We start from the raw sequence: 26,110 nt of genomic DNA, 5'->3' as shown, positions 1-26,110 counted from the left end.
ATGAATAAATCTCTTTTTATACTCATTAGCTTATGCTTTTCGCAGCAAATTTTTGCAATGAGCAAAGAATATTCAGGTGGAGAAGTCTACATAACAATAAAAGATAATTCTCCTTGTTTTTATATAAATAATAAAAACATAAGCGGAGATTATGACATTACACTTTATGAACGAAATATCAATTCGGGTCTTTATAAAGTTAATAGTATTTCATCAATATTAGCCTCGAAAAGATATCCAGACAAAGAAAAATGTATTACAACAAATGAAATAAAAGATAATTTTAAGTATAAAAATAACACTCCATATTTGGTGGTTTTAGAAACCAATAGGTTTAGCTTTGGTAAAAATTTTTGTGTTGATTCAGCAACTAAAACTATTCAAGATTTCACAGACACCTGTAAAGTAAAAAACTTATCTTGGTGGGAAAAAATTCTTAATTTACTTGGCTTTTAATAAGTTTTTATTAAAATGAGATAGAAATGCCATGAAATTATTATATTTATTACTTTTTATTAGTAGTGCTGTTAACGCCTCTCCATATGCCAGCCTATATGTAAAAATTAAAGACAATGATGTGTGTGTATTTACAAAAGTAGACTATGACAAAGCATATGAGAATCAGACCTTAATTTATATGGGTAAAGTAGATGGAATTAATGCCTTTCATTCTTCATATTCAAAAACTTATTTGAATCTTAAAATGCCTATTACTGAAGAAAACTGCATTAAATTAAATCTTCTGAATTTAAAGAGCCTTTTCCATATGATATTGTTCTTGAAACAGGCCGATCATATGCGCAAAGCATTTGCGTAAATAGGACTAATGAAGGAAAAACTGTATTATTAGAAGCTAAAGCAGACCTTGTTAAAGGTATATATTGTGGCACTAATCAATATGATTACTCTAGTAATGGTCTTTGGACTAAATTAAAAAATCTCTATTATTGGTTCATTAATTTTTTTAATTAAAACACTTTTAAAGAGGTCATGTATACTTTATATACGATACATGGATTCAGTTATAGCTCTTCATTTCCACAAGTGAAGAGTTTTTTTATTCTATAGTCTGACACAATTGATCGAATCTAGTTCATTTCGAGTAGTCGAAATGGGAGACAGATACAATTGCACTAAACTCTCTTATAAGCAGGCCCCCGTGCCACAACAGAACTTTAATTTTTTGCGCTGATTTAAAGTCATCCACCATTGCGGCACAGAGATAAGGGAGCTAAGCCAAACGCTTAGCCCATGTCGTTTTTATCGCACCGCCGTATAACATTAAAAAAAGTAGGGGCAAAGTCCTGTGGGAGAGCAGGACTTTGCAAACTGACATGTTCTAGACCTTGCATAAGCTTAGACGAATACATTTGTTCAAGCCGTTGGTATATACACTCGCAACTGGTTTGGGTGTGTCCACCCGACAGGCAAATTTTTTCAAACTCGATCTGAGTGTGTATATCACAACCTGAAACACTGTAATCACCTATAATAAGGCCTAAAACCAAAATAGTTTTATAAAAGTTCATATTATTCTCGTGATGCTTGGGGATATATCAATGAGAAAAAATAAATCGTTATATTTAAAGTTTTAAAATCATTTTTTTAGGATGTAATTAATCCGCCTATAAAATAAGGAAAATAAAATGATTAAAATTTTAAAATAAAAATAATTTATAGATTTAAAAGATTAGATAATAGAAAACCTAAGTTTTAAATAAATAAAAAGTTTATAGGGGAGAGGGGATAAGTTTATATAGTGGCATGGTCAACTCCTTAGAATGTATGGAGTCCTACCACCGAAAATCACCGTCAATTGATTAGGGTGGTAGAACGAAAGAGGGTTGACAGACCGGACATACAGAACCAGCACACCCGAAGGTGTCCCCCTTCCGCCCTACCGTAACATTAGGGGGACGGTGGTTTTCACACAGATTTCTCCCTCAGAAGGATAAATCTGATGTGCTGTATGTAAAACGGTCTGTCAAAACCGACTGGCAATGTAGGCCAGCGAGACCATAATAATCATAAGTTTTTAACAGGTCAATTCAATTTAAATAAAATATTATAAAAAATTAAAATATAAATTTATATTTTAATTAAACTCAAAAGTTTATCGATTTAAATCGGTGAATTAATAAATATAATAAAGTTAAACTAAACGTTTAACCTGCTCTTAAAATGTATAACGGTAATTAATAAATACACGGTGCTGGTCTTAGCCTTTAAGAGGCTTACCATGTATTTTTTCTGTAAAAATGAGTATTCTATTTCGAAATTAAAGGACTTGATGATATGAAAAGATTACTTTTATGTGGGGTAATAGCGTTTTGTACTACATTACATGCTAAAAATTTAACTTCAATTAATGAAATCTATAAATTAAAAGATAAACAATTTGAAGAATGTGAGGTCAATGGTTTTAGTTTGCTTAAGTTAGATAAGGATTTAACAATTGGCCTTATTGCAAGGTTACATCCCTTTGGCGTTTTAAAACCTGGGGATTTTGATATGAGCGCTTGTCTAACAAAGAGAAATTTACAGAACAATGTGATAACGACCTATTTTTGGCAAAAGAATCAAAAATTTGTAGGACAAAATCTTAAAAGTTACGTTGCCTATGACAGTTCTAATAAAAATATCTTAGTTATTTTATTAGATAATGATTTAAACACTTATATCTTAGGTAACCGCGACCAATATCTTATCGATGCATTAAAGAACAGTAGAGACCCAAGTGATGTAGCTTTTAGTCGTATTAACTGGAGTTCTACTAGATCTTTTAGAGATCTTGGACCAAACAATGTAATTCCTACTAAAGATGATCTACTTCAAATGCAGGAAGAAAAATACCAGATCGAAAAAAAAGATTTATTGTGTAAAGCTGGTTTTGAGATGGCTGAAAATATTATGAAAGCACGTCAAGCTGGAGTGAGTAAAACAATGCAGTTAGACTCAAATGAGCAGAATCTTTATAGATATCCTGAGTACTCAAAATATAAAATGGATTTAATAAATAAGGCCTATGATGAACCCATTTATGAAAACTCTATAGATAAATATGCTGTTAGTAAGGGATTTGCCTATAAATCATTTTTTGAATGCAAAAAAAGAGTATAGAGCTTAATTCCATAAGCTGAAAGGCTGTTTTAAAGCTAAGCGTTGAGCTTAGCTTGAACTTAAAACGTATATCGGTAATTAATTAATACACGGTGCTGATCCCAATCTTTACGGGTCATGCCATTTATCTTTTCACCTAGGTTTGCATTTTCAAACTTTGACTCATAATGCAAAAATGAATAACGCACATCTAAGTTTTTTACCCACGGCAAGGCATAACTCACCGTAAAGTCAAAGTAACGCTCTTTACCTTCAACATCACTACTGATATTACTTTGGTGAGCCCCAAAGCCATAGATATACTTCGCCTCGGTTTTTAAACCTTTCACGTAGTCTTTCCAGTTATATTTCAAGCGAAGGGCAATGGCAGTTTCATCGTTATTGGTAAAGTCAGGGCCAATAGTCGACGAGGTTGGAAATGGATTGGTGCCGTGGTCTTGCGTCAAAACCGAGTTGCGGTCGGAGTGTACGGCAAAGTTATCTTCTATCCAAAAACCATCAAACTTTGAAACGGCAATGCCGCCTTCGAGGTTATTCTTGGCCACATTTACATCTACAAAATAACCATTGCCACGGTTGTTAATGTCTTGACCTTTGACACAGTCCAGCTCGGTTTCGGCACCGCATTTAAATAGCTTGCCATCATCACGCGAGAAAAAAGCACCTGTGTTGAATGTCCATACAAGGCCGTGCAGGGGCAATTTATATTGAGCAATCGCCCCATACTTTTTTAAATAATCTTTGCTATTTAAATATTCTGCATTCACGCTCCAGTTTTTGTACTGATACTTGGCACCCAGCACACCGACATAATCAATGTGTTCGTCATTTTCAGTCACGAACTTTTCAAAACTGTCCATGCTGCGCGGTTTCCAGCGGTCATAGTAGGCAATATAAGTCTGTAGCTGATCATTCAGTTGAAACTGCCCACTCGCACCCGAAAATGTATCCGGCACCGCACGGTTATTGGTACTTTTGAGTAACAGAGAGTCTTGCAACTGACGGCCTAACTTAATTTCGCCTTTATCGCCGAGTTTTGCTTTGAGGTAGAGCTGTCCTAAAGTTGCAAAGTTTTGATCGAGCTTGCCGTTATTTTCGACCTCTAAAAGCTGGGAACTCGGTTTGCCAGAGTCAAATAACTTGGTGACTGCATAGAGTGAACCATCTACTCCAAGCCAGTCCCACAAGTAAGGTGACTGATAATTTAACTCAAGCCCTAAGGCACTTTGTTCATATTCACTCGACGAAGGTGAAGGATTGGCAAGCGTGGGGTGGGCAGTGCCTTCATCGTTCCAGTAACGGGTGTTAAGTTTTAATTCTAACTTGCCAAATTCTAGAGGAAGCTCTGCATACGCATTGCTCACGCTGCCTAAACTAATACAGCCCCATAGCAAATATTTATTCATTTTAAATTCCTTTTTTAAGCATGAATAAGCCCTTTGCCTAACGCTGGGTTAGGCAAGCTTTTTATGAAATGGATGAATTAGGGAGAGAGTTTTTCGAGCACTTGGCCTTTGGTTTCAATGGCAAACAAGAAGGTCACTAGACCACCAATAAGCGCCACAACGGCAAGCACACTAAACACATATTGAATGCCATAGCCACCAACCACGAGGCCGACCATAACTGGTCCAATTGCAGAGCCAGCACGTAGCCAAGCAGTACTAAAACCAATGCCCATTGCACGTAGGCGAGTAGGGTAAAGTTCGGCAGCGTAAAGGTATAAAGAGAATGAAATGGTTTGCAAAATGGCATAGCTAATCGTTGCGAAAATTACAACTTCCATCGCCGATTTTGCGCCTAAAACCGAGAGGCTCATGAGTGGAATGATCGCCAAGAAAAACGCTGCACTGTACCAAGGGCGGCGGCCGACTTTATCAATCATTAACGCACAGATAATAGAGGCAATCACACCCACACCCGAGGTAATCCAGCCATAACCTAAACTGGTTTGAAGTGACAGACCAAAGTGTTGTTTGTAAAGAGATGGCAGCCAAGTCACCATGGCATTGTTCACCATATAAACGCAAAACCACATGCCCCACAGGGTAAAAGTACGTTTACGGTAAATACCACGGAACAGCTCGCGCCAGTCGGTTTTTGCCATGCCTTGCGGGTTAATTTCTTTAACCACAGGTTCAGCCAAAGTTTTACCGTTTTTGATGGCACCGTCTTCAAAGCTTTTGACGACTTGATCGGCTTCTTTAAAGCGGCCTTTGGAAGCAAGCCAACGTGGTGACTCAGGCAAGAAAAACCGTAAAGGAATGACCAGTAAAGATGGAATTAGTCCCACAATAAACATGACTTTCCAGCCGTAAATTGGCATCAGGAAAAATGCCGCCATGCCTGCAAACATAAGACCGAGTGGGAACAAAACTTCATAGAGCAAGAAAAACTTACCACGCTTTTCTGCACCAATAAACTCATTAATATAGGCACTCGCAACAGGCACTTCGCCACCTGTACCAACACCTTGTAAGAAACGGAAAATTAACAGCGACATTCCGCTCCACGCAAACAAACAAGAAATGTCCATTGCCACAAACAGTAAAATGGTAAAAGACAGCACTTTTAAACGACCGACTTTTTCGGCAAGAGAACCAAAGAAGATTGCACCGACCAGTTGCCCGACATAGCCCGCGGCAATGATCGCACCGACATAGGCAGGCGTCAGGTGCCATTCGGTAATGAGTTGGGGTAAAGCAAAGGCAATTGCTAGAACAGTATAAGCGTCAAAAAAGGTCGCTATACCAATGGTAATACGCATAAATTGCAATCGACCAGTGACGGGTAGCCGTTCAAGTCTTGCAATAATTTCCGCATTTTTTTGATGATGACTAATTTGTTCTACATCCGCTAGATTTGTCATCTTCTATCTCCTTATCACTACATTCCTCGTAGTTTTGTTGTTCTATTTCGCACTACCTGTTCACCACAGTTTGCATGCTTTTTATTATTGTTTTTAAGAAACATGCCCGATGTTTGGCCTCAGGCAGCGTACAGGAAAAAAAGGCTAGCGTACATGCTAGCCCGAATAGAATTTAAGCAACGGCTTGGGTTAAATCGACCTTGCCAATTCCGGCTTGACGCATTGCATCATGAATTTCTTGCTCAGCACCATCTGCCAGTGGAAGCAGTGGCGAACGCACAGTGGCATGGTCCAAAATTCCGCGAGCAACCAATGCATGTTTAAGCGCGACGGTGCCTTCCATGTGTGAACCGCGGTGATAAACATTGCGAGTCACTGGTAATAATTGGTCGTGAAGTGCACGAGCTTTAGCGTAATCTTTAGCTTTACCTGCCTTAATCATTTCAATTAACAGTTCAGGGGCAATGTTGCCATAGCCAACCAAAGCGCCGTCTACATCAAACATGGTGTGAAGCAAATATTCATCGTGGCAAGTCAACACCTGTAAGTCTGGGCGTTCACGGCGAATAATCGGAATTTCGACATCCCAGCGGCGCATGTTACGTACACCATTTTTCATGGCAAACACGCCTGGCTGGGCAGAAATATCGAGTAGAGTGTCTAGGTCGTAAGTGGCCTTCGTTGCATCTGGATATTGGAATAAAATAGATGGCAAACCACTTTCTTCATAAATCGCTTTATAGCGGTCTTGTGGTGCGCCTTTTTGATAGCCAAAACGCAACCAGCCATGTGAAGGGTAAATCAAACCTGCCGAAGCACCAGCGCTCACTGCACGTTTTGCTTCTTCTGCTGCAACTGAAGTACCTTCGAGCGTAATCCCTGCAATTACCGGAATTTTGTCATCTACCGATTTAACAAAGCTTTCGATGACCTGCATTTGTTCTTTTTGCGACAAGAATGTTCCTTCACCTGCATGCCCAAGAACAACCAAGCCTTTCACACCATCAATACTGCCTAACCATGAACCTAAACGTTGAATTGCATTATGGTCTACTTGTCCGTCACGGGTAAAAGGAGTCACAGGTGCTGGGGTTAATCCACGTAAATCTAAACTCATAATCGTACTTCCTATACAGTGTAATTAAATATTCTCTGGTTCTTAATCTGACTTAAATCGTGTTGTAGAGAACATGATTGGAGTATAGAAATAGGTGAGCTATGTAGGAATTACCAATTCTTGAATTTCAGTTATACTGAAAATGTATAGCTCAAAATGCTGCCTATTTACGATTTAGGAAGAATCGATGAATTATGAATTATGGAAAATATTTTTAGACGCGGTGGAGCTAGGTAGCTTAAGCAAAGTCGCCATGCTGCATAACACCAACCAACCGCAAATCAGTCGGCAAATGAACGAGCTTGAAGCGCAGTGTGGTGGTCGTTTATTTAACCGAACTGGCCGCGGTGTCGAACTCACCGATTTAGGTCAGCATTTACTTCCTAAAATTCGTTCATGGCTGAACGTAACCGACCAACTCAATAATGAAATTTTGCATTCGACCGATACTCCGATTGGTACGGTGCGCATAGCCAGTTTACCGTCTACTGCACATCCGTTGTTATCGACTCTCTATAAAGTGCTTCAAGAAAAATATCCCTTAATTAAACTGTCGGTGCGTGAAGGGCAAGGGGTACATTTAGAAAAATGGCTTGAAGATGGCAGTGTTGATTTAGCTATTCTTTATCGCTTTAACCCGACGCCTAAACAAGGCGATGTTTACCTTACCCAAGCCGATACCTATTTGGTCGGCTGTGAAGGAGATGAGTTAACTCGTGAAAATGAAGTCGACTTTAAAATGATAAGTCAGTTACCGTTGGTCACGTTTTGCAGGCCAAGTAACTGGCGCAATTTTTTAGACCACATGGCTTATGAAAATGGGGTAGAGCTAAATATTGTGTTTGAAGCCGACTCGATTAGTTTACAAACTCATTTGGTTTCCGAGTCTCGCATGTATACCATGCTGGGGCCGCAAGCCTTAAAGAAAGCTAGCCAATACACTCCCATTCAAGCTGCAAAAATTATTAACCCCGCGCTCAAGCGTTATATTTCTTTGTCTATTTCTAAACATGGCTATTTAACGCCTGCGTGTAAGGCGGTGATGGAAGAAATTAGAAATCTCGCCGATTTACTTTAATCAAATCGTAACTTTATGACTGATACTGTTGCATGGCATGGCGCGCATCATAATTGTTGCTATTTTGAAGACAGTGTTGCGACATTAAACACTCTATGTTTTTACATGCTTTTTTGTTTTGATAAATACTTTAGCTTTGATTTGTTTTTAAATATTTAAAACATCTTTGTACTGAATTTAATGACTTTAAAATAACAGGATGCTGCTTATGCCAGAGACCTCAATTCAACAAGAACCACAAAGCACATGGGCGCTATGTCGAGATCCTGTTTTACTGACTATGGTAGGCGGGGCAATTGATACCATTGGCTTTATTGCGTTATTTGGTTTTTTTACCGCGCACGTAACGGGTAACTTGGTACTGGCAGGAGCGGCTTTAGTGAAAGGCGGTACAGGTGTCTGGATTAAACTTGCGGCTATTCCATTGTTTATTGTGACGGTGGTGATTACCAAACTGTTAATTGACCGTAGTCAGGCTAAACACAAAACGCTGTCTTATTTGTTTTTATTTGAGGCTATTTTTCTCTTTGCCTTTATGGTTGCTGGGCTTTATTTCGAGCCATTTAAAAATGCCGATGCGATTACGGTTGCAATCACAGGTGGTCTCGGTTTAATTGCCTTAGCTATTCGTAATACTTCAAGTAAAACACTCATTAAAAATATTAGCCCAAGTACTATGATGACAGGCAACACCACCCAGCTTGGGATTGATATTGCTAACTTGCTAAAAAACAATAATGCCGCCAATCGGGCAAGTTTGCTTAAAAGTGCCAGTATTGTCATTGGCTTTGTTATAGGCGCTTTGATGGGGGCGGTACTGTATGTCTATTTTGACTTTTGGAGTGTAGCGCCGTTTATTTTACCCATCCTTTATTTTTCTTATTTGGCTTCACAGCAGAAGTTTAAACAAGCTTAAACAGTGCGATTGAAAGAGCCTGAATTTAAATAAATTCGGGCTTTTATTTTTTCAATAAAGCACCATTGAAGCTGAGCTGAAATTGTTCGTTCACAGCTTTACAGGCATAATGACGAATGGGGAAATACATTCGCGAAAGGAATGCACAATGACAAAATCCGGCCATTATTTAGTGCTTACTATAATGGGACTGCTCAGCGGTTGTCAGGTCATTCATTTAAAAGAAAGTAACTTAAGCAGTGCTTTAAAAAGTAAAAATGAAAGTATTTTGACTGACAATACTTTAAGTCATCAAACCCAAAACCTGCTGTATTTGGTCAAAGAAAATGAGACGTCTTGCCTGCAAAATTTTAATGTCTGTTTAAATAAAATTCAGGGGTTGTCTGAAAATAGCAGCCGAGAAGAACGCTATGCTGCGCTCAGCGAAATTTATTTGGCAAAAGCTTTAGATGTTGGACGTAGCAGTCAGTGTAATGTTGGCAGTAAAAATAATAGCTGTGTCGAGCAAGAGTTAGCACTGTTTGATAAAAGCTTGCGTTATAGCTATGTTTATTTGTTTGACTCTGAGGAGTCGCCATTCGATCGGGTGTTTGATCATCGCCAAAATCAGGTGCGTATTTTTTATAATGTGGCTTTGTCAAAGCTCATGACCACGTATTTTAATCATTTAAATACGCTTCATTTTCCACCTTTACTAAAAGCAGATGGGCATGAGTACCAAGTCAACTTTGATCATGCCGTAGATGTACAAAACATTGAAGTCGATACTTTTCGCTCTAGCTATAACATGAACTTTTCAGGGTTTAATACCGTCAACCGTAAGGATGGGTTAGGCGCTGAATTTATTGTGGGGCGTAAGGAGCATGATGTAAATCATGGTTTCATTTTAGACCCCGACGCTTTTTACGCTCACCAGAGTAATCCCAATATACATTTACCACGCTTCTTTCCAGTCACAGCCATTGCCTACCCAAAACAAAAGGCCACAGCCGATCAGATCATTGCTGGGGCAGATTTGGAAATTTCCATGTTCGACCCTTATCGGCAGGACCGTGTAAAAGTTGAAGGTGTGGACTATCCGCTCACTGCCAACTATTCGGCACCTTATGGGCTATGGTTATCGAAATATAATTTAGGGGCAGCAGGTTATTGGTCTTTAATTAATAAAGAAGCCAATTTAATCATGCCGCATTTATATATGCTGGAACCCTTTAACCCCAATAAGAAAATTATTGTGTTTATACATGGTCTGGCAAGCAGCCCAGAGGCGTGGGTGAGCCTAACCAATGACATTATGGGCGATGCCGAATTAAGACAAAACTACCAAGTTTGGCAGGTGTTTTATTCAACCAATATGCCGATTTTTGAAAGTCGTTTTCAGATTTACTCTTTGCTGAATCAAGCTTTTCAAAACGTCGCCAAAGACAGTTACGCTGCGCACGATGCAGTGTTGGTTGGGCATAGTATGGGCGGAGTGATTAGCCGTTTATTGGTAAGCGATGCTGATGTTTCAGAGCAAGCCATACAAAAAATGAATGAAGCACAGCTAAAGCGTTTAAAAGAAAATCCTGTTATTCGAGAACGCTTTGAGTTCAAAACTTTGCCCTATTTTAAGCGGGTTGTTTTTGTTTCGGCGCCGCATCATGGTACTGACTACGCTGACCGATGGTTTACCCAAATTGCTCGCCGTATTATTCGTTTACCCGCCGACTTTTTTATTGCGGTTGAAATGAGAGATGAGAAAAATACAAAACTCAGAAAAGGCTTAATTGAAAACGGAGCAAGTAATTTAAGTCGTTCTTCTAACTTTATGCAGTTGACCCAAGCCATTCAGCCATCTTCCAACGTGGTCTATCACTCGATTATGGGTAATATAAATGGCACCACAGATAAGTCAAAAATGAGTGATGGGATTGTGCCGTATCAAAGTTCGCATTTGGGTGAGGAGCAGTCGGAGCTGATTATTAAAGGTGGGCATTCAATTCAAACTAGCCCTGAGGCAATTTTAGAATTACGTCGTATTTTAAGGTTGCATTTAAAGCAGTCGCAGCTTTCAAAATAGAATTTTTTTAGAAAACCACTGCTGAAAATGGCTCAACAGTGGTTGAAGTGATTAATTAAGCTGGTTTTGTTTGAGCGATTTTTTATGCTCAAAGTAGCTGATTGAAAAAATAACCAAGCCGACCAAATACAACACGCCAGACAACAGCAGCAAGTCTAAACCTGCTGCATAGAGCAACCAAAGTGCATAAATTGAAGCGACACTTGCAATGGCAATATGCGGCGTGCGTTTATGGCGAATCGATTCTTTAAGATAAAACGCCGATACCAGAAAATAAGGCAGCAAAATCATCACCGATGAAATTAATAAAAGCTGAGTGTAGTTTTTATTGAAAAAATACACGGCAATGAGTGAACCTTGCACCACAATAGTGGTCAGCCATAGTGATGAAATGGGCACATTATTTTGGTTATTCTTTAAAAATAGTTTTGGGAATGCACCATTTTTTGCAGCTAGATATGGAATTTCGGTCGCAAATAACGTCCAGCTTAAATAAGACGATGAAACTGAAATAATAAGCCCAATGGTAATAATGATTGTACCTGGTAGACCAATCAGTTGCTGCAAAATGGTCGCCATAGATGGGTTATGCATGCCAGCAAGCACTTCACGGCTCACCACACCATAAGCCAATACCGTGACCATCACGTAAAAACTTAACGCCAGCAACACACCTAAAATGGTCGCTTTACCAATGTCATGACGGTTTTTGGCACGTGATGATAAAACCACCGCACCTTCAATACCGGTAAATACCCAAAGGGTAATGAGCATCAGGTCTTTTACTTGCTGCCAAAGGGGAACTTTTAAAGAAAAGTCATTTAAGTTGAGTTTGAATAAATCAAACTTAAAGGCAATAAAGGTAAAGAAGATAAAGACCACCATTGGAATAATTTTGGCAATGGTCGCCAGTAAATTCACAATGGCTGCTTCCTTAATACCTCGGCTGACTAACCAATGTACCAGCCATACAAAAATGCTTGAGCCAATCAGAGAGTAGAGTGTATTACCTTCACCAAAAATAACGTGGTCTTTGCTGTCGGTAAACATGCCGACGCCTGAAAAGGCAATCACTACATAACCGACAATACCAATGGTAGTACACAACCAATAGCCCCACGCCGAGCAAAACCCGATGAGGTCTCCAAAGCCTTCGCGTGCATAGTTATAAATACCGCCATCTAGATCTGGTCGTTGACGGGTTAAATGCAACAATGAGAGAGCCAAGAAAATAATGCCGACTCCGGTAATGAGCCATGCAACAAGAAGGGCAGAGCCGTTGGCAACTTGAGCCATATTTTGGGGAAGACTAAATACGCCTGACCCCACCATAGAACTAAATACCAGCGCTGTAAGAGACAGTAATCCGATTTTGGCAGCAGACATGGTATTTATTCTTTAAAAAATTGAGAAAGTTCAGCAATATGTTCTGGTCCAATACCGCAGCAACCGCCCACTAAACTTGCACCTGCTTGCTGCCATTGCTTGGCAAAACCTAAATAAGCTGGAGCATCTAGGTCTTTACGAATTTCATCCAGACCATCGTTAGCAGTTGCGCTTTCATCTTGCGGTGGAAAAGCGTTGGCATAAGCACCAATTTGTACAGACTCAGGAATAAGTCCTTTAATTTCATTAATGGCTTGTAAGATCACTTCAGGTTGGCAGCAGTTAAACAATACTGCTTTAGCATTTGACTGCTTTATAAAGTCAGCCACTTGTTGCATGTTTTCACCAGAACGAAGTAACGCTTGTTCTTGTTTAATTTCATCTTGCAGCGTAAATGACACCCAATAGTCTTTACCATCTTGTGGCAATAACGCGTGTACTGTTTCAACTTCTTTTAAGCAAGATTGAGTTTCAGCGAGCCAAAAATCAACTTCTGGTGCTAATGTGTTAATGATTGGCTCAGCAAGGTTTTTAGCCTGTTCTGGCTGGAACAAGTCAGCGCGGTAAGAACCAAATAACGGTGGTAGGCAGCCTGCGATTTTGACATTTTTGCCGCTTTCTTTAACTGCATTTTTTGCTTGTTCGATGGCAACTTTAATTAAACGTACGCCGTCAGTTTCAAAGCGTTCTTGCCCAATATGAAATGGCACAACTGCATAGTTATTGGTGGTAATGACTTCTGCACCAGCGTTGATAAAGTCAAGGTGGACTTCTTTTACTGTTTCAGGTGCTTCAATGAGTGCAAGCGCAGACCATTCTGGTTGACGAAATGGAGCGCCACGGCGGGCCAATTCACGGCCTAAACCGCCATCTAAAATTTTCATAAATATAACGTAAAGGGAGAAAAATAATTCAGCTAATCTAGCGTGTAGATAAATGCTATTCAATCGCTAATATGCTCGATATATTTCTAAATAAATTAGATTGTTATGAATATTTTTTCTTAAAAGGAATTCTGTAAATGCTGTTCAGTTTTACTGATGAACTTCATGTGAAAATGGAAATATTTTCATTTAGAAATATAGAACCAAATAATTTTATAACGCGCCGTATTGCTGCCAACTTTCACCAGTATGCTGTGTTTTATAATAGGCTCGAAGTTGTTCGAGCTGCGTAAAATGTACGCCTGACCACACCAATAAACTAATAAATATTAAAACTTTAGATAAGCTACGAATTTTACTTACGTGAGTAAAAGCCAACACAACAAAAAATAAGGCAGGTAAAAATATAAAGAACTGAATAGGTGAGAAAAATAGATGAGTCGTGCTGAAATATAATGCGGCTGCGCTCATGAGCACATTTAAAACAGCACATAATTTTTGATATTTACCGAGCTTAAAAGCATAAGCCGTTATGGTAAATAACACGGCTGAGCTGACGTAAATTGCTGTACTGCCAATCATCCACATATAAAACCCGCTTAACAAAAGATAAGCCAGTAGCAAAACAAGTACGAGCTTAAAACAAAACGTTAAGAGGCGAGGTGATGAGTTTAAAGGCGTCATAGCTAGTCTAAATATCTCAACAGAAGTCTAAAAAAACAAAAGGACGAATCGAAATTCATCCTTTTGATATTTTACTTATACATCATCAAACTTAGTTTGCTTTTGCAACAGGGGCAGCAGCAGTTTCATCATTTGCAGCTTTGAACGGAGATGTATAGTTCAAGCCAAGCGTAGAACTTGTGTACTGACGAACTTTGTCGAGTAGCACAGGGTCTTTGCTTAAGTCTTGTTTATAAGAAACCACAATTTCATGAAGCTTCTGGTTCCACTTACCTTCTGTTTGCTCTGGGAAAGCTTTTTCAAGCAAGTTAAGCATGATGTATGGAGAAGTTGAAGCACCCGGAGATGCACCTAACAATGCAGTTACAGCACCATCTTTAGAGGCAAAGATTTCTGTACCGAATTGAAGTGTTGCAGGTTTACCCGGTTCTTTTTTGATGATCTGAACACGTTGACCACCTTGGCTTAAGCGCCAGTCTTCAGCTTTCGCATCTGGGTAGTATTTACGAAGTTCGTTTAGGCGGTCCTTGTCTGACATCATTACTTGGCTCACCAAGTATTTAACAAGATCAAGATTTTCTAAACCAACAGTCGTCATTGGTAAAACGTTGTTTTTGTTGGTTGATGCAAGCAAGTCAAGCTGAGAACCATTTTTCAGGAACTTGTTTGAATACGTTGCAAATGGGCCAAACAAAACATATTTTTTACCGTCGATATAACGTGTATCAATATGTGGTACAGACATTGGAGGCGCACCAAGTTCAGCACGGCCATATACTTTCGCTGTATGCTGAGAAGTAATTGCTGGGTTGTCAGTAATTAAAAACTCACCACCTACAGGGAAGCCAGCATATTGTTTTGCTTCTGGTAAACCAGTAAGTTGCAATAATTTAACTGCTGCACCGCCTGCACCGATAAACACAAAACGTGTTTTAACGTGGTCTGTTTTACCAGTTTTCAAATCTTTGAAAGACACAGTCCAAGTTTTGTCATCATTTTGGCTGATGCCAGTCACTTCAGTTGAAGTCTGCAATTTGAAGTTTGGATTTTGGCTTAAGTGTTTCACTAACTGATTCGTGATTGAACCGTAGTTTACATCTGAACCAACTTCCATACGCGTCGCTGCAACTTTTTGAGTTGGATCACGATCGTTCATTACTAAAGGTGCCCATTGTTTAATTACAGCTGGGTCTTCAGTAAATTTCATACCTTTGAACAACGGGCTTTGAATCATGGCAGCATAACGTTTTTCTAAGAACTGAACGTTATCGCCCCAAACGAAAGCAATGTGTGGAACTGGGTTAATGAATGTTTTCGGTTCAGCTAAAACACCTTGTTTTACCTGATATGACCAGAACTGTTTTGCTACTTCAAACTGAGAAGCAACTTTTTCAGCTTTGGCAATTTCCATCTTACCGTTTTTCTCTTCGGTATAGTTCATTTCCATAAAGCCAGAGTGGCCTGTTCCGGCATTGTTAAAGCCGTTTGAACTTTCTTGAGCAACTTGGTCAAGACGTTCGTACATACGAATTTGCCAATTCGGTTCAAGCTCAGTGAAATAAGTACCCAGAGTGGCACTCATGATGCCGCCGCCAACAAGAACGGCATCAACAACTGGCTCATCTTTTGCAGTTTGTACCTGTTTTGACGCAATTGGTCTAAACAAGAAAACAATACCTGCAATTAAAATAAGAATGATTAATACCAGAAGGTATTTCAAAAACTTTTTCATGCAAGGGGAACCTTAAAATAAGTTATTTGAGTCACTTAAGGTGTGAGGAAACCTAGACAGCGTATCCAGACAAAACGGATATAAATGCGAAAATAAAATTCTCCAAAACAGAGAACTTTGAAAAAAGAAAAATTACTTGGGATTATCGCAAACACTCTATATTTTAGACTAATTTTGCATTGACAAGACAATTTTTATAATAAATGGGTTCTATTAAAATCATAAATATGATTTATATTTGATCAAATTAGGCTTTTATAAGATTGTTTTTAGATTTTATTTTAATTTAAATAATTGAAATTTAATAAATAAAATAATATTGATTAAACTTGAATCACTTAATAGTAATTTGCCTATAAAAATAAATTAATTTTTATTTCATACCCGATTTATGTAAATGTTCACCTTATAGTCGCTTATTTTTTGTCATACATAGTTCTTATTAATGCTTGTGGGGTATGGATTAAATTTAGGGCATATTCCTGTATAAGAAATATGCCCTAAATAGTTTTATGAAGCTACATAAAAAGGTGCAGTTGAACGTGGTAGTGCTTCACGTCCACGAATTTGGTCTGCAATTTTCTCAGCTATCATAATGGTGGTTGCATTTAAGTTACCGGTAATAATGAGCGGCATAATTGAGGCATCAACCACACGCAAACCATTCATACCGTGTACGCGGCCTTGACCATCTACAACAGCCATTTCGTCTTCACCCATCTTACAGCTACAAGACGGGTGGTAAGCTGTTTCTGCATGGTTGCGAACAAAGTCATCAAGCTCTGCATCTGTCTGCAAATGTTTGCCCGGACTAATTTCATCACCACGATATGGATCAAGCGCAGATTGCTGCATGATTTCACGCGTAATACGGATTGCATCACGGAACTCACGCCAGTCTTGTTCAGTCGACATGTAGTTAAACAAGATACTTGGGTGCGCAAATGGGTCTTTCGATTTAAGTTTGATACGACCGCGTGAAGGCGAACGCATTGAACCCACGTGTGCTTGGAAGCCATGTTCTTTTACAGCATTACTACCGTTGTAGTTAATAGCTACTGGTAAGAAATGGTATTGAATGTTTGGCCACTTAAACTCATCCGAACTACGGATAAATCCACCCGCTTCAAACTGGTTGCTTGCACCAATACCTGTACCATTGAATAACCACTCGGCACCAATGGCAGGTTGGTTATACCATTTTAAAGCCGGGTATAAAGAAACGGGTTGCTTACATTTATACTGTAAGTACATTTCCAAGTGATCTTGCAAGTTTTCACCCACACCCGGCAAATCATGAACCACATCAATGTCCATTGATTTTAAGAAGGTACTTTGACCTACACCTGAGCGCTGTAAAATTTGCGGTGACGCAATTGCGCCTGCACAAAGTAATACTTCGCGTTTAACCAATGCGCGTTGCAGGTTGTTTTGGTCGGCACCAATAATGTATTCAACACCAATCGCTTGCTTTTGATTAAACAAGATTTTGTTGGTCGTTGCATGAGTCAAAATAGTCAGGTTTGGACGGCCTTTCGCCATATCCAAATAACCACGTGCGGTACTTGAACGACGGCCTTTAGGCGTAACCGTACGGTCCATTGGACCAAAACCTTCTTGTTGGTAACCGTTTAAGTCGTCAGTACGTGGGTAACCTGCCTGTACACCTGCTTCAACCATGGCATGGAACAGCACGTTGTTGCCATTTTTTGGTGTAGCCACTGATACAGGACCGCTATCACCATGATAGTCATTGCCACCAATGTCACGAGTTTCGGCTTTTTTGTAGTAAGGCAAACAATCGGCATAAGTCCAGTTTTCAAGGCCTTTATGGGTCGCCCATTGTTCTAAATCCATTGCGTTACCGCGGATATAGCACATACCATTAATTAAAGATGACCCACCTAAACCTTTACCACGACCACATTCCATACGACGGTTGTTCATATGTGGCTCTGGGTCAGTTAAATAAGCCCAGTTATAGCGACGGCCTTGAAGAGGATAGGCCAAAGCTGCCGGCATTTGTGTACGGAAATCCAAGCGATAATCTGGTCCGCCCGCTTCTAGCAGTAAAACGGTGGTATCTTTGTCTTCAGTAAGACGCGCAGCGAGTACATTTCCGGCAGATCCTGCGCCAATAATAATGTAATCATATTCTTTAATATTCATAACTATCCTTTTTTTACTAACAGTTTGCCTGAGCAATCTATAAAGACTGCTCGGCATATGTGATTTAGGTTGAAGTGTTTAGAGCGATTGAGGCATTAAAAAATGCTTTGATAATCGCCAAGTTCAACTTGAATAGATTTGATACGGGTATAGTGCCCAAGCGTGGTTAAGCCATTTTCGCGGCCCACACCAGATTGCTTGTAGCCACCGACTGGCATCTCGGCAGGTGATTCACCCCAAGTGTTAATCCAGCAAATACCAGCTTCAATTTGGTGAATAATGCGATGAGCGCGGCTAATATCTTGAGTGACTACGCCAGCAGCTAGACCAAAGGTCGTGTCGTTGGCACGTTGAATCACTTCTTCTTCGGTTTCATAGCTTAAGATGCTCATAACCGGTCCAAAAATTTCTTCTTGAACAATCGCCATTTGGTCAGTGCAGTCGCTAAATACCGTTGGTAGTACATAAGCGCCTTTGGCTAGTTCGCCTTCGGTCGCACGACCACCACCGATTAATACTTTAGCGCCTTGTTGTTTGCCTGACTCAATGAAAGACAACACTTTTTCCATATGAGGGAAGCTGGTGAGCGGACCGAAGTTTGTGTCTTCAGCCATTGGGTCACCAATGCGAATACGTTTTACACGCTCTACAACGGCTTTTTCAAAGTCGGCTAAACGTGATTTTGGAACAAATACACGGGTACCGTTGGTACATACTTGACCTGAGCTAAAGAAGTTCGCCATAACCGCAATATCTGCTGCACGGTTAAGGTCAGCATCTTCACAAATAATGAGTGGTGACTTACCACCAAGCTCCATAGTCACTTCTTTAAGGGTAGAGCCAGCAGCGCTTGCCATCACTTTTTTGCCAGTTTCTACGCCACCCGTGAATGAGATTTTTTCAATCACAGGATGTTCAGTGAGCCATTGACCAATTTCACGACCAGCACCTTGTACTACGTTAAATACGCCGTCTGGTAAGCCAGCTTCTGTATAGATTTCTGCAAGTTTTAATGCAGTAAGTGGCGTTGTTTCGCTTGGCTTGAAAATCATGGCATTGCCTGCAGCAAGGGCAGGGGCAGATTTCCATAAAGCGATTTGGATTGGATAGTTCCAGGCACCAATACCTGCAACCACGCCTAAAGGTTCACGGCGTGTATAAAAGAAACTTGATTCGCGAAGTGGGACTTGTTCGCCCTGAATAGCTGTTGCAAGTCCGGCGTAGTATTCGAGTACATCTGCACCAGTCACAATATCGACGGTAGATGTTTCGCTATAGGCTTTACCGGTGTCGAGTGTTTCAAGACGGGCAAGCTCATCATTACGTTCACGGAGAATATCGACAGCGCGACGTAAAATACGTGAACGCTCCATAGCGGTCATGGCTGCCCAGATTTTTTGTCCTTGTTGGGCACTTTTTACAGCAGCTTCAATATCTTGTTCAGATGCCTGTTGAAGAGTCGCGATTGTCTCGCCGTTGGCAGGGTTAATACTATTAAATGTTTTACCACTGGTTGCTTCAACGTAGCGTCCATGGATATACAGTTGATAAACTTGTACATCACTCATTTTGTCTCTCCTGCAAAGGCTTGTTCGCAAATTGCAATTGCGTTTTTACATAATCGTAAGCAATGGAACGGGCCAGCTCGCTATCAAATTCGTTGTGACGGCTTAAACTGCCACGTAGCCATAATCCATCAATCAATGCTGCCAAACCTCTTGCGGCAACACTGGCCTGTTGTTCATCCATTAACTTGAGAAAATAAAACTTCAAGTTGGAATACAGGCGTTGATCATTAATCTTTTGCAAACGGCTTAGGTCCGGTACATGCATACTTGCAGACCAAAAGTCTAACCAGACCCGCATTGCTTTTTCATTTACCTGACTAATGTCAAAGTTAGAGTCAATAATTGCCTTAATCTGGCTTTCCGGATGCGAATCTGCTTCTGCTCTGTACTGTTCGGTTTTCCGACGCAACACATTGAGCATTTCTTGCATACAAGTATTTATTAACCCTTGTTTGTCGCCAAAATAATGGCTGACAATACCGGTCGACAACTCGGCTTTTTTTGCAATTTGTGCAATGGTGGTATTGGATAACCCCACTTCATAAATTACGTCGAGTGCAGCGTTCATAATCTCTTCACGGCGCACATGCTCTGGTTTTACTCTGCGTTTTGTCATGATTTTCCACATCAGCACTTTTAGGGGTGCTTTAAATTCAGCATGTTAACTTGCAGAGCATCATAGCACTTTTTTTATCATACTTGTTATTGATTGAACGTTCAATCAATAACAAGTATGATGTGTAAAAATCAATGAATTTTTGAATCTGATTTCGGGGAAGAAGAGGTAGAATCAGAAGTTCTTACGGATAGGATGATGCGCATAAGTCCGGTACTTATCACGTTATTTTGGAAAAAATACACCGATTGCAAGGAGCAATAAGATGGTGTTGAAAAGTGATGGATATTCTTCAGACCATATTCGGTTAAATCGTTTTGTATTTTGGAGTTCGGCAGTCAGTATCGGCATTTTTGGCCTATTATTTGTACTGTTTCCAGAAAAAAGTCAGTTTTGGCTGACCTATGTGCAAGAGCAGGTAAACCACTTTTTCGGGTGGTATTACATGTTGGTGATTGTGCTGTGTTTAGGCTTTGTGGCTTGGCTCGCCTTCTCAAAAGTGGGACAGATTCCTTTAGGAAAAGACCACGACAAACCTGAGTTTGGCTATTTGGCTTGGACCTCAATGCTGTTTTCGTCAGGTATTGGTATCGCGCTACTTTATTATGGTGTTGCTGAACCTGTTGACCATTTTCTAAGACCACCAGAAGGTGAGGCAGGTACTGTTCAGGCCGCCCGTAATGCTATGACCTATAGCTTTTTGCACTGGGGAATTCATGGCTGGGTACTTTATGCCTTGCTCGGTGTGACATTAGGTTATTTTGCCTTTAGACAAGATTTACCACTCGCACTACGCTCGGCGCTCTATCCAATTTTTGGAGAGCGAGTACATGGTCTAGTTGGCGATTTTGTTGATGGGTTTGGTATTTTAGCAACTGTCATTTCATTAGTGACCAACTTAGGTATTGGTGCTTTGGTGTTAGTTTCAGGTATTTGTTATTTAATTCCTGAAATACCGCATAGCTCTGCAACTTTAATCACTGCAGTTTTAATCATGATGTTTGTGGCGACAGTCACTACAGTGATCGGGATTGAAAAAGGCTTAGCATGGTTATCGCGTACTAATTTACGTTTGCTCTATGCTTTACTTTTATTTGTATTTTTAACCGGACCGACTAACCATTTGTTAAATGGTCTTGTACAAAATACGGGCGATTACCTTAATAATTTTATGGGTAAAAGTTTTGATATGTATTTATACAATCAAAAAGCCAGTGGCTGGTTGGGTTCATGGACTGTGTTTTATTGGGCATGGTGGATTGCTTGGGCACCTTTTGTAGGAATGTTTATTGCCCGAATTTCTAAAGGCCGAACTATTCGAGAAGTGGTTTTGGGTGTATGCCTCATTCCACTAGGTTTTACCTTGGCTTGGATCTCGATTTTTGGAAATACTGCAATTCATTTTATTCTTAACCAGAAACAGAAAGTTTTAGGTGATATGGTTTTAAGTGACCCTGCGTTGTCATTATTCAAATTACTCGAATATCTCCCGTTTAATCCGTATATTGCCGGGATTGTTGTTGTAATTTGTTTCGTTTTATTTTTGACACCGGTTGGGTCTGGTACACTAATGATCGCCAATTTGTCCTCGAAAGGGGGCACCAGTGATAGTGATTCACCGATCTGGTTACGCATCTTTTGGTCTGTGGTCATTACCATTGTAAGTATCGGCTTATTATTAGCAGGTAGTTTTAACTCCATGCAAAGTGCAGTGGTGTTATGTGGTTTACCATTTTCTGTGATTATTTTGCTTTATATGTTTGGCCTGGCCAAAGCCCTAAAGCAAGATGATTTTGACCCGAATGTTGAGAAAAAGCAGTTAGCTATTTCAAAAGACATTTCTATTCCATCGAATTGTGACCAGAACAAAGTGACCGAGGTTTTATAACCTTGGTTCATCACATTTATTTATATTTTTTGCGTTCAAAGCAGTCTTTTCATTATTGTTAAATAGTGAAAAGACTAAATTGAATATTTTATTTTTCTTCTATTCCTTGAGGATTGTATGGCAACAGATAATCCAAGAGCAGTTGATGATTTAACATTATCTAAATCTAAAAAAGACCCGCTTAACCGTGTGGTTTTTTATATTTCAGCTCTAATCATTTTAATCTTTTCTCTCGTTACTTTTTTATTTAACGATTTCGCAAATCGAACCATTAACACCGTCCTTGCGTGGGTAACGTCAACCTTTGGCTGGTATTATTTACTGGCTGCTACGCTGTATATGGTGTTTGTAATTTTCATTGCCTGCTCACGATATGGTGAAATTAAACTTGGTCCTAAACACTCAAAGCCTGAGTTTAGTTTACTGAGTTGGTCTGCCATGCTGTTTTCGGCAGGTATTGGTATCGATTTAATGTTTTTCTCGGTGGCCGAGCCATTATCTCATTATATGCAGCCGCCTGTTGGCGTAGGCCAGACCTATGAAGCGGCACGCCAAAGTATGGTGTGGACGCTGTTTCACTATGGTTTGACCGGATGGTGTATGTATGCCTTGATTGGTATGGCACTTGGCTATTTCAGTTATCGATATAACTTACCACTTACCATTCGTTCTGCACTTTACCCAATTTTCGGGAACAGAATTAATGGGGCCATCGGCCATAGTGTAGATACTGCTGCCGTCATTGGGACAATTTTTGGTATTGCGACCACCTGCGGGATTGGCGTGGTACAGCTGAACTATGGTTTACATGTTTTATTAGGACTGCCAGAGAATATCTGGATGCAGTTTGCACTGATTGCCATTGCAGTCGGTATTAGTATTATTTCAGTGACATCCGGGGTGAATAAAGGCCTTCGGATTTTATCTGAAATCAATATTTATGTATCAATTGGTCTTTTACTGTTTATTTTGTTCTTGGGCAATACCGAGTTTTTACTCAATGCGCTGGTACAAAATATTGGTGATTATTTAACTCGCTTCCCAACCTTAGCCCTTCAAAGTTTTGCTTTTGAGCAACCTAAAGATTGGATGAGCAGTTGGACTTTGTTCTTCTGGGCATGGTGGATTGCTTGGTCGCCATTTGTAGGGTTGTTTTTGGCTCGTATTTCTAGAGGCCGTACTATTCGCGAGTTCGTGTGCGGGACTTTAATTATTCCTCTGCTATTTACCTTAACGTGGTTATCCATTTTTGGTAATAGCGCATTGCACAGCGTGATTTTTGAAGGCAACCAGACATTGGCTGCAACGGTATTATCCAATCCGGCACATGGTTTTTATGACCTGTTAGCACAGTACCCGGGCTTTACTTTCATTGCTTCAGTCGCAACAGTAACAGGCCTTTTATTCTATGTGACTTCTGCCGATTCGGGGGCATTGGTTTTAGGTAACTTCACGACCAAGCTTACCCATATTGATAATGATGCGCCGCGTTGGTTAAGCGTGTTTTGGGCAATTGCCATTGGCTTATTAACGCTCGCTATGCTGATGACCAACGGGATTACCGCTTTGCAAAATGCAACCATCATTATGGGACTGCCGTTTAGTTTCGTGATGTTCCTTGTGATGGCGGGGCTTTATAAGTCACTTAGACTTGAAGACTACAGGCATGCAAGCCGAAGTATGAACGCAGCACCTGTGGTGGGTAACGTCGACATTCTCAATTGGAAACAGCGTTTGACTCGGGTTATGCATCATCCGGGAACCTCTGAAACCAGACGTATGCTCGATACAGTTTGCAAACCTGCTGTTCAGGCCGTAGCTGACGAACTCATTAAGCAAGGTATGAACGTAGATGTGCAGCAAACCCCACTTGAAGATGAAGAGGCGCTATATCACCTCGATATCACCATTCATTTGGAAGAAGAGCAAAACTTCGTGTATCAGATTTGGCCAGTCCGTTATAGCGCGCCTAACTTTAGTCAGCGTGTAAAACGAGGCAAACAGTTCTATTACCGTCTCGAAACTTATCTTTATGAAGGTTCTCAAGACAACGACCTTGTGGGTTACAGTAAAGAGCAGGTCATTAATGACATTTTAGATAAATATGAAAGACATATGACGTTCTTGCATATTAATCGTATTAGCCCTGGGAACCGTCCATTATTCCCAGATCCGCAAGCTTAAGGGGAATATGCATGGTTTCACCATATCTGCATTCTTTTGCTTTATTTTTCTCTTTGCTCAATCCTTTTTTAATGAGCATTTATATGATTGGCCTGATCCGCCATTCAGAAACTAAGGTGTTTAACAAAGCCTTAATTCAGGGGAGCTTGATTGCTTATATCGTCTTTATGCTGTTTGCATGGGGCGGTGAAGCAATCTTTAGTAAATACCTGAATGTACGCTTTGAGGCTTTCCAGATTTTTGGTGGTCTTATCTTTTTAGTGATTGGCTATCGCTACGTGTTTCAGGGAGCCGACACCATTGGTGAAATGCGCGGTGCTCCTGAGCATTTAGCTGGAACCATCGCGATGCCTTTTATGATTGGGCCGGGTACCATTAGTGCGGCTGTGGTGACAGGTATTGAAATGTCGATTGGTGCTGCGGCACTTGTGATCGGATTTACCATGTTTTTAACATGCAGTATTTTGATTTTGATGAAATTTTCACATGATCATTTACGCTACAAACATGCAAAATATATCGATCGCTATTTTGATATAGTCGGGCGTTTATCTGCTTTATTAATCGGTACGATTGCTGTTGATATGATTATTAATGGTATTACCGGACTGATCCATAAAGTATAGTCAGGCTCATATAAAACGATGCTATGTCATTTAAAATGGAACAAAATGGCATAGCATCTTTTGATTATTTTTGACCGCTCAATAACTTTTTATTTAAGAAAAACTAAAAAATTATTAAAAATAATAGTTTAAAAAATATTCGTTCAAAAAAAGAATTAACAATATTAAAAAATACGATGCTATGTTGTGGATTTAAGCATGTTTTTTTTGTGAATTATCAACCATAATGTTTTCTGAGCTTGTTTGAGACAGAGTTGAGTCATGCCTACATTAGATGAAATGACAACCGTAACTGATGATCAGTCAGAATTAACCATGTCAGTTTTAATGACGCCGGATATGGCAAATTTTTCAGGTAATGTTCATGGTGGAACAATTCTAAAGCTGCTAGACCAAGTGGCCTATGCTTGTGCAAGTCGTTATTCAGGCAGCTACGTCGTAACGTTGTCTGTAGACAAAGTAAATTTTAAAGAACCGATTTATGTGGGCGAACTCGTTACATTTTTAGCGAGTGTCAACCATGTGGGCCGTACTTCAATGGAAGTGGGTATTCGTGTAGAAGCACAGAATATTCAAAAGCGTACCGTGCGCCACACCAATAGCTGTTATTTCACGATGGTTTCGGTTGATGAGAATGGTAAACCTCGTGAAGTGCCTCAATTAAAACTCGATACAGAGTGGAAACGCTGTCGATTTGAAGCGGCAGAACACCGCAAGGTATTACGCCTACAAGAAAATCATAATCCTTCTTGTAGCATGTATAAGAAAACTTCTTAAAAAGAAAAACGACTAAAATAAAAAAGATCGAACCGCAGCATGGTTCGATCTTTTTTTATTCACTGAAATTCAACTTCCTGTTTCGTTTCAGCAAAATTATCTCTGAGCTTGGAGGAGAGTACAGAGATAATTATTGAGCAGCAGGAGCAGCTTCAGAAGCAGAACCTACCGCTTCAGATGCAGCATTTGCAGTGTTTGCTTGTTCTTGAGTTGAAACTACAACTTTATCTTCTGCTGGAGCATGAACTTTATCATGTTTAGAAGCAGCAAAAGTTGAAGCAGCAGTTAAAGCTAGGGTAGTAGCGAGTAAAGTTTTAGCTAATTTCATTTTATGGCATCCTTAAATTCATTAAAAAATAAATCAAACCTAATCGTTCAACCTAACGGAGATAAAACATGTATGGCTGAATGACTAAGCTAGGACACATGCTAAG

21 protein-coding genes and 1 pseudogene are annotated in these 26,110 nt (G+C 39.9%); 10 read left to right on the top strand and 12 right to left on the bottom strand.

Annotated features, from left to right (window positions below):
* Both J576_RS05870 and J576_RS05865 read left to right on the top strand, forming a co-directional pair.
* Positions 1-456: an NF045616 family extracytoplasmic (lipo)protein gene (locus J576_RS05870; protein WP_025468012.1), complete on the top strand. Its 456-nt coding sequence runs from the start codon at positions 1-3 to the stop codon at positions 454-456.
* Positions 457-487: 31 nt separating this feature from the next.
* A pseudogene (locus J576_RS05865) lies at positions 488-972 on the top strand (NF045616 family extracytoplasmic (lipo)protein).
* Positions 973-1,244: 272 nt separating this feature from the next.
* Here the strand turns inward: J576_RS05865 and J576_RS19590 are convergent.
* The gene (locus tag J576_RS19590; protein WP_025468011.1) at positions 1,245-1,529 is read right to left on the bottom strand and encodes a hypothetical protein; all 285 of its coding nucleotides are present in this window, start codon (positions 1,527-1,529) and stop codon (positions 1,245-1,247) included.
* 766 nt (positions 1,530-2,295) lie between these two features.
* On the opposite strand from J576_RS19590, the gene J576_RS05855 reads away from it, so the two are divergent.
* Complete coding sequence (locus tag J576_RS05855; RefSeq protein WP_002054423.1) at positions 2,296-3,120, top strand: hypothetical protein; 825 nt, start codon at positions 2,296-2,298, stop codon at positions 3,118-3,120.
* A gap of 59 nt (positions 3,121-3,179) precedes the next feature.
* On the opposite strand, the gene J576_RS05850 is transcribed toward J576_RS05855, so the two are convergent.
* The 3 genes from J576_RS05850 to J576_RS05840 form a co-directional block, all read right to left on the bottom strand.
* Positions 3,180-4,526 carry an OprD family outer membrane porin gene (locus tag J576_RS05850; RefSeq protein ID WP_002054292.1) on the bottom strand — a complete coding sequence of 449 codons (1,347 nt, stop codon included), beginning with the start codon at positions 4,524-4,526 and terminating at the stop codon, positions 3,180-3,182.
* Positions 4,527-4,603: 77 nt separating this feature from the next.
* On the bottom strand, positions 4,604-5,989 hold the full coding sequence (locus J576_RS05845; protein ID WP_002054372.1) for an MFS transporter: 1,386 nt from the start codon (positions 5,987-5,989) through the stop codon (positions 4,604-4,606).
* 172 nt (positions 5,990-6,161) lie between these two features.
* Positions 6,162-7,106 carry a dihydrodipicolinate synthase family protein gene (locus tag J576_RS05840; RefSeq protein ID WP_002054347.1) on the bottom strand — a complete coding sequence of 315 codons (945 nt, stop codon included), beginning with the start codon at positions 7,104-7,106 and terminating at the stop codon, positions 6,162-6,164.
* A gap of 187 nt (positions 7,107-7,293) precedes the next feature.
* Here J576_RS05840 and J576_RS05835 point away from each other — a divergent pair, with 187 nt between their 5' ends.
* The 3 genes from J576_RS05835 (at position 7,294) to J576_RS05825 (ending at position 11,162) form a co-directional block, all read left to right on the top strand.
* The gene (locus J576_RS05835; RefSeq protein WP_002054446.1) at positions 7,294-8,184 is read left to right on the top strand and encodes a LysR family transcriptional regulator; all 891 of its coding nucleotides are present in this window, start codon (positions 7,294-7,296) and stop codon (positions 8,182-8,184) included.
* A gap of 208 nt (positions 8,185-8,392) precedes the next feature.
* Positions 8,393-9,100 carry a YoaK family protein gene (locus J576_RS05830; RefSeq protein ID WP_002054459.1) on the top strand — a complete coding sequence of 236 codons (708 nt, stop codon included), beginning with the start codon at positions 8,393-8,395 and terminating at the stop codon, positions 9,098-9,100.
* Positions 9,101-9,248: 148 nt separating this feature from the next.
* Positions 9,249-11,162 carry a lipase family alpha/beta hydrolase gene (locus tag J576_RS05825; RefSeq protein ID WP_002054326.1) on the top strand — a complete coding sequence of 638 codons (1,914 nt, stop codon included), beginning with the start codon at positions 9,249-9,251 and terminating at the stop codon, positions 11,160-11,162.
* 51 nt (positions 11,163-11,213) lie between these two features.
* Here J576_RS05825 and J576_RS05820 read toward each other — a convergent pair whose 3' ends face one another.
* From J576_RS05820 to betI, 7 genes are all read right to left on the bottom strand, one after another.
* Positions 11,214-12,548, bottom strand: a complete 1,335-nt coding sequence (locus J576_RS05820) for a basic amino acid/polyamine antiporter (protein WP_002054440.1) — start codon at positions 12,546-12,548, stop codon at positions 11,214-11,216.
* Positions 12,549-12,553: 5 nt separating this feature from the next.
* Entirely contained in the window at positions 12,554-13,432 is an 879-nt protein-coding gene (locus tag J576_RS05815) for a homocysteine S-methyltransferase family protein (RefSeq protein WP_000696108.1), read from the bottom strand.
* Between the two features lie 213 nt (positions 13,433-13,645).
* Entirely contained in the window at positions 13,646-14,116 is a 471-nt protein-coding gene (locus J576_RS05810; protein ID WP_031951337.1) for a hypothetical protein, read from the bottom strand.
* 91 nt (positions 14,117-14,207) lie between these two features.
* Positions 14,208-15,848: a malate dehydrogenase (quinone) gene (gene mqo, locus J576_RS05805; RefSeq protein ID WP_002054430.1), complete on the bottom strand. Its 1,641-nt coding sequence runs from the start codon at positions 15,846-15,848 to the stop codon at positions 14,208-14,210.
* 510 nt (positions 15,849-16,358) lie between these two features.
* Entirely contained in the window at positions 16,359-18,017 is a 1,659-nt protein-coding gene (betA, locus tag J576_RS05800) for a choline dehydrogenase (RefSeq protein WP_002054383.1), read from the bottom strand.
* Positions 18,018-18,112: 95 nt separating this feature from the next.
* Positions 18,113-19,585 carry a betaine-aldehyde dehydrogenase gene (gene betB / locus J576_RS05795; RefSeq protein ID WP_002054363.1) on the bottom strand — a complete coding sequence of 491 codons (1,473 nt, stop codon included), beginning with the start codon at positions 19,583-19,585 and terminating at the stop codon, positions 18,113-18,115.
* Positions 19,578-20,201 (bottom strand): transcriptional regulator BetI, encoded by a 624-nt coding sequence (betI, locus tag J576_RS05790; RefSeq protein WP_000166965.1) that lies wholly within the window; start codon positions 20,199-20,201, stop codon positions 19,578-19,580. Before betI ends, betB begins: the two co-directional genes overlap by 8 nt.
* A 265-nt stretch (positions 20,202-20,466) precedes the next feature.
* Here betI and J576_RS05785 point away from each other — a divergent pair, with 265 nt between their 5' ends.
* From J576_RS05785 to J576_RS05770, 4 genes are all read left to right on the top strand, one after another.
* Positions 20,467-22,089 carry a BCCT family transporter gene (locus tag J576_RS05785; RefSeq protein WP_002054402.1) on the top strand — a complete coding sequence of 541 codons (1,623 nt, stop codon included), beginning with the start codon at positions 20,467-20,469 and terminating at the stop codon, positions 22,087-22,089.
* Between the two features lie 117 nt (positions 22,090-22,206).
* Positions 22,207-24,273, top strand: a complete 2,067-nt coding sequence (locus J576_RS05780; protein ID WP_002054451.1) for a choline transporter — start codon at positions 22,207-22,209, stop codon at positions 24,271-24,273.
* An 11-nt stretch (positions 24,274-24,284) separates the two neighbouring features.
* Positions 24,285-24,899, top strand: a complete 615-nt coding sequence (locus J576_RS05775; protein ID WP_002054351.1) for a MarC family protein — start codon at positions 24,285-24,287, stop codon at positions 24,897-24,899.
* Positions 24,900-25,160: 261 nt separating this feature from the next.
* Positions 25,161-25,676 carry an acyl-CoA thioesterase gene (locus J576_RS05770; RefSeq protein ID WP_002054353.1) on the top strand — a complete coding sequence of 172 codons (516 nt, stop codon included), beginning with the start codon at positions 25,161-25,163 and terminating at the stop codon, positions 25,674-25,676.
* 130 nt (positions 25,677-25,806) lie between these two features.
* Here the strand turns inward: J576_RS05770 and J576_RS05765 are convergent, their stop codons facing one another.
* On the bottom strand, positions 25,807-26,004 hold the full coding sequence (locus J576_RS05765) for a hypothetical protein (RefSeq protein WP_002054416.1): 198 nt from the start codon (positions 26,002-26,004) through the stop codon (positions 25,807-25,809).
* Between the last annotated feature and the right edge of the window lie 106 nt (positions 26,005-26,110).

The organism is Acinetobacter sp. 766875, assembly GCF_000582055.1.
Lineage (GTDB): Bacteria > Pseudomonadota > Gammaproteobacteria > Pseudomonadales > Moraxellaceae > Acinetobacter > Acinetobacter nosocomialis.
This window is presented reverse-complemented; position numbering and strand designations above follow the sequence as displayed.

Coding starts and splice junctions, on each gene's coding strand:
- J576_RS05870 (WP_025468012.1), top strand. CDS start 1: ATGAATAAATCTCTTTTTATACTCATTAGCTTATGCTTTTCGCAGCAA.
- J576_RS19590 (WP_025468011.1), bottom strand. CDS start 1,529: ATGAACTTTTATAAAACTATTTTGGTTTTAGGCCTTATTATAGGTGAT.
- J576_RS05855 (WP_002054423.1), top strand. CDS start 2,296: ATGAAAAGATTACTTTTATGTGGGGTAATAGCGTTTTGTACTACATTA.
- J576_RS05850 (WP_002054292.1), bottom strand. CDS start 4,526: ATGAATAAATATTTGCTATGGGGCTGTATTAGTTTAGGCAGCGTGAGC.
- J576_RS05845 (WP_002054372.1), bottom strand. CDS start 5,989: ATGACAAATCTAGCGGATGTAGAACAAATTAGTCATCATCAAAAAAAT.
- J576_RS05840 (WP_002054347.1), bottom strand. CDS start 7,106: ATGAGTTTAGATTTACGTGGATTAACCCCAGCACCTGTGACTCCTTTT.
- J576_RS05835 (WP_002054446.1), top strand. CDS start 7,294: ATGAATTATGAATTATGGAAAATATTTTTAGACGCGGTGGAGCTAGGT.
- J576_RS05830 (WP_002054459.1), top strand. CDS start 8,393: ATGCCAGAGACCTCAATTCAACAAGAACCACAAAGCACATGGGCGCTA.
- J576_RS05825 (WP_002054326.1), top strand. CDS start 9,249: ATGACAAAATCCGGCCATTATTTAGTGCTTACTATAATGGGACTGCTC.
- J576_RS05820 (WP_002054440.1), bottom strand. CDS start 12,548: ATGTCTGCTGCCAAAATCGGATTACTGTCTCTTACAGCGCTGGTATTT.
- J576_RS05815 (WP_000696108.1), bottom strand. CDS start 13,432: ATGAAAATTTTAGATGGCGGTTTAGGCCGTGAATTGGCCCGCCGTGGC.
- J576_RS05810 (WP_031951337.1), bottom strand. CDS start 14,116: ATGACGCCTTTAAACTCATCACCTCGCCTCTTAACGTTTTGTTTTAAG.
- mqo (WP_002054430.1), bottom strand. CDS start 15,848: ATGAAAAAGTTTTTGAAATACCTTCTGGTATTAATCATTCTTATTTTA.
- betA (WP_002054383.1), bottom strand. CDS start 18,017: ATGAATATTAAAGAATATGATTACATTATTATTGGCGCAGGATCTGCC.
- betB (WP_002054363.1), bottom strand. CDS start 19,585: ATGAGTGATGTACAAGTTTATCAACTGTATATCCATGGACGCTACGTT.
- betI (WP_000166965.1), bottom strand. CDS start 20,201: ATGACAAAACGCAGAGTAAAACCAGAGCATGTGCGCCGTGAAGAGATT.
- J576_RS05785 (WP_002054402.1), top strand. CDS start 20,467: ATGGTGTTGAAAAGTGATGGATATTCTTCAGACCATATTCGGTTAAAT.
- J576_RS05780 (WP_002054451.1), top strand. CDS start 22,207: ATGGCAACAGATAATCCAAGAGCAGTTGATGATTTAACATTATCTAAA.
- J576_RS05775 (WP_002054351.1), top strand. CDS start 24,285: ATGGTTTCACCATATCTGCATTCTTTTGCTTTATTTTTCTCTTTGCTC.
- J576_RS05770 (WP_002054353.1), top strand. CDS start 25,161: ATGCCTACATTAGATGAAATGACAACCGTAACTGATGATCAGTCAGAA.
- J576_RS05765 (WP_002054416.1), bottom strand. CDS start 26,004: ATGAAATTAGCTAAAACTTTACTCGCTACTACCCTAGCTTTAACTGCT.